This is a genomic window from Phenylobacterium sp., assembly GCF_037968635.1.
Taxonomy (GTDB): Bacteria; Pseudomonadota; Alphaproteobacteria; order Caulobacterales; family Caulobacteraceae; genus Phenylobacterium.
In genome coordinates this window covers 1-3,126 of sequence record NZ_JBBKVV010000183.1, presented here as the reverse complement: position 1 = coordinate 3,126, position 3,126 = coordinate 1, and the positions used below count along the sequence as shown (strand labels likewise).

At 65.7% G+C, this 3,126-nt stretch carries 3 protein-coding genes and 1 pseudogene; 3 read left to right on the top strand and 1 reads right to left on the bottom strand.

The features are described 5' to 3' along the window. Positions 1-16: 16 nt before the first annotated feature. Entirely contained in the window at positions 17-736 is a 720-nt protein-coding gene (gene sfsA, locus AAC997_RS19790; RefSeq protein ID WP_340647422.1) for a DNA/RNA nuclease SfsA, read from the bottom strand. Between the two features lie 57 nt (positions 737-793). Between sfsA and AAC997_RS19785 the strand changes: the two genes are divergently transcribed. The 3 genes and pseudogenes from AAC997_RS19785 to AAC997_RS19775 all read left to right on the top strand — a co-directional run. Continuing rightward, on the top strand, positions 794-1,570 hold the full coding sequence (locus tag AAC997_RS19785; protein ID WP_340647421.1) for a molybdopterin-binding protein: 777 nt from the start codon (positions 794-796) through the stop codon (positions 1,568-1,570). Between the two features lie 778 nt (positions 1,571-2,348). Further along, complete coding sequence (locus tag AAC997_RS19780) at positions 2,349-2,579, top strand: hypothetical protein (protein WP_340647420.1); 231 nt, start codon at positions 2,349-2,351, stop codon at positions 2,577-2,579. A gap of 199 nt (positions 2,580-2,778) precedes the next feature. Next, a pseudogene (locus AAC997_RS19775) lies at positions 2,779-3,126 on the top strand (phosphoglucosamine mutase); the annotation flags it as partial.

Genomic DNA, 3,126 nt, shown 5'->3' with positions numbered 1-3,126 from the left:
TTGAGGGTCATGGTCGTTACTCCGCGACGGCCGGGGCGTCGCGCCAGGGGATGGCATGGGTGATGCGAATGGCGTCCGCACCGATGTGGCAAGCATAGCACAAAACCTCAACCCCCGCCTTCGCCGCGTCGAGCAGGCCAGCCGCATATTGGGGATCAAGGTCGGCGCAGGCGGCGAAGACGTCACAGTCGGTGCGCTGGATGACAAACAGCATCACCGCCCGATGACCCTGAGCCGCCATCGCCTTCAGCTCGCCGAGGTGCTTTAGCGACCGCGCCGCCACGCAGTCGGGGAATTCGGCCAGGGTCCCGCCGCGCTTCAGGTGACTGTTCTTCACCTCCAGCCAGCAGGGTGGGCGACCTGGGCTCTCCAGCAGGAAGTCGATGCGGCTGGCGACCCCGTAGTTCACCTCGCGGCGGATGGAAGCGTAGCCGGCCAGCTCCGGGATCAGGTCCTGCTCCAGCGCCTCGGCCACCAGTCGGTTGGGATGCATGGTGTTGATCCCCACGAGCCCGCCGTCGACCTCGACGATCTCCAGAGTATGGGCCAACTTGCGCTTTGGATTGTCGGACTTCGAGATCCAGACCGGGAAGCCAGGCGTGTTCAGGCCCAGCATGGCGCCCGGATTGGGACAATGCGTCGTCAGCTCCGTCCCGTCGTCGAGCACCACGTCGGCGAAGAAGCGCTTGTAGCGGCTGACCAGGCGGCCACGAACGAGGGGTTGCGGGAAGTCCATGGGCGGGGCTCGTCCGATACGCTAAGCGGAAGCCTGATCTAGTTGAGGAGAGCGGTGATGGGTAGTCCGGCGGGACAGGACGGCCAGGCGGTGACCGCCGCGGTGCTGATCATCGGCGACGAGATCCTCTCGGGCCGCACCCAGGACACCAACCTGCGCGACATCGCCCTCTATCTCGGCGTCCACGGGGTGGATCTGATGGAGGCCCGCACGGTGTCCGATGTCCACGAGGACATCATCGCGGCCCTCGATGCGCTCCGCACGCGCTACGACTACGTCATCACCACCGGCGGCATCGGTCCGACCCACGACGACATCACCGCCGACGCCGTGGCCGCGGCCTTCGGCGTCGAGCTCTACGAACACCCCGATATCATCGCCATGATGACTGCCCGCTGGGGTGGCGAGCCCAACGGCGCGCGGCGGCGGATGGCCCGCGTGCCGGTTGGCGGCGACCTGGTGAAGAACCCGGTCCAGGGCCCGCCCGGTTTCACCATCGGCAATGTGTTCGTCCTGGCGGGGGTGCCGCAGATCATGCGTGGCATGTTGGAGGACGTCGGCCACCGCCTGAAGGGCGGGGCCGTCGTGATCAGCCGCACGGTTCGGGTGGAGGGCTCTGGCGAGGGCGTGATCGCCGCGCCTTTGGAGGCGGTCGCCAAGGCCCACCCCACCATGAGCCTGGGCAGCTATCCGTTCTACGGCGAAGGCGGCTATGGCTCGAACTTGGTGCTGCGCGGCCGTGATCCCCTTGAGCTGGTGGCCACCGTCAGGGAATTGGTCGCGGCGCTGGAAGCGGCAGGCGTGGAGAAGGTGGTCGAAGTGGTCGTGCCCTAAGTAGCGGAGGCTCAGCATTATCGGACATCTTGCGGACAGGCGGGGTGAGCCGGGACCGGGCGGGATGTCGCCGTTGCGAAGTCGTCTTCTGCGGTTGGAGGATCTCACCCAGCTGCCGGGCCGGCAGTGTCGTGAACCTGATATGCCCGCCAAGAAAATGACCAGTTCGGCGACGGTCGGGGGCTACCTCTCTGCCGTCGCCCTCGCGCACCTAGATGAGTGGAGTGAGGAAGCGAACATCCGCGAGGGCCCGATCCTCCGCGCCGTCATGGAGGGGGGGCGAGCTCCAGGCCAAGGGCCCGCTCACCGGCGCCATCAGCTGCCGCCCTGGACCTGATGACGGCCGGCAAGAGCCTGCTACAGATCATAAGCGCCGGGGGCTGGACCTTGGTAAATGTAGTGGGCCGGTATGTCGGTGATGCGGACTGCAATGTTTGGGCGGCCTGACTGCTCGATGGAAACAGAGGGCCTGCCCCGTGAGAAACAGGGAGCGGTGGGCGCGGCGCTGGCGCCGTCCTTGCGCCTGCGCCGCAGGGCGGCTCGGGTGACCTCGAACGAGTCCACTTTGCCCGCCGGTACGAATTGAGGAAGTGGCTCTGGCGCTAGGGACTGATCGTCGCAGGTTGGGGTTCGGTGGCCGTGCATGGAGAGGATTTATTAGAGTTCAGAGGATCAAGGTTGAGTCGTTCGTGGAGAAAACGCAGCGATGGCCCGCCCCCAGAAACGTCCTCCCATGGCCCGCGAGGCTCGGAAGTCAAACGTGGCTCTTGAGCCTGCCGTGCCCACCGAGGCGTTGATCTTCGGATCCTCGACGTTGCGCCTTGCCGACGGAGCGTCCGCTGTGATTGGCAGCCCGGCCCTCGCGTTGCAGGCTGAACTTGCCGCCAGCTTCGGGAAGAACGGTCAGTCCGACAGGCTGCCGCCAGGGCCGCTTGTGTTGGCCCTCGTCATCGCGAGCCTGACCGGATGGACGATCGTCACCTTGGCCGCTCATGCCATCTTCTTCTGAGCGCCTTCTGCTCTGAAACGAAACCTCTTGCCTGGTCCTTCGCGACAGGTGGAAGCCCAGAGCTGGTCTCTGTCCCATGTAGAACTGCGCTGAAGGCCGCTGGCTTCGCCGCGCCGAAGGAAATCGCGCTGGCTGGATAGCCGCCCACCATTCGAAGTTTGGCCTCGTTTCTGCTCTGCCGCCTCGTAGGAGAGCCAGAATGAAACGCACGTATTTCGGTACAGACGGGATTCGGGGTCAGGCCAATTCCTATCCGATGACTGCAGAGGTCGCTCTGCGTGTCGGGTTGGCCGCCGGAAAACTCTTCACGTCTGGCGACGACCGTCGGCACATGGTGGTGATCGGCAAGGACACTCGGCTGTCGGGCTACATGGTGGAGCCGGCCCTGGTGGCGGGGTTCGCCAGCGTGGGCATGGACGTGCGCCTGCTGGGGCCGATGCCGACGCCCGGCGTGGCGATGATGACGCGATCCCTGCGCGCCGACCTCGGCGTGATGATCTCGGCCTCGCACAACGCCTTCATCGACAACGGCATCAAGCTGTTCGGC

Excerpts from the sequence above, each read along its gene's own strand:
- sfsA (WP_340647422.1), bottom strand. The coding sequence starts at position 736 with ATGGACTTCCCGCAACCCCTCGTTCGTGGCCGCCTGGTCAGCCGCTAC.
- AAC997_RS19785 (WP_340647421.1), top strand. The coding sequence starts at position 794 with ATGGGTAGTCCGGCGGGACAGGACGGCCAGGCGGTGACCGCCGCGGTG.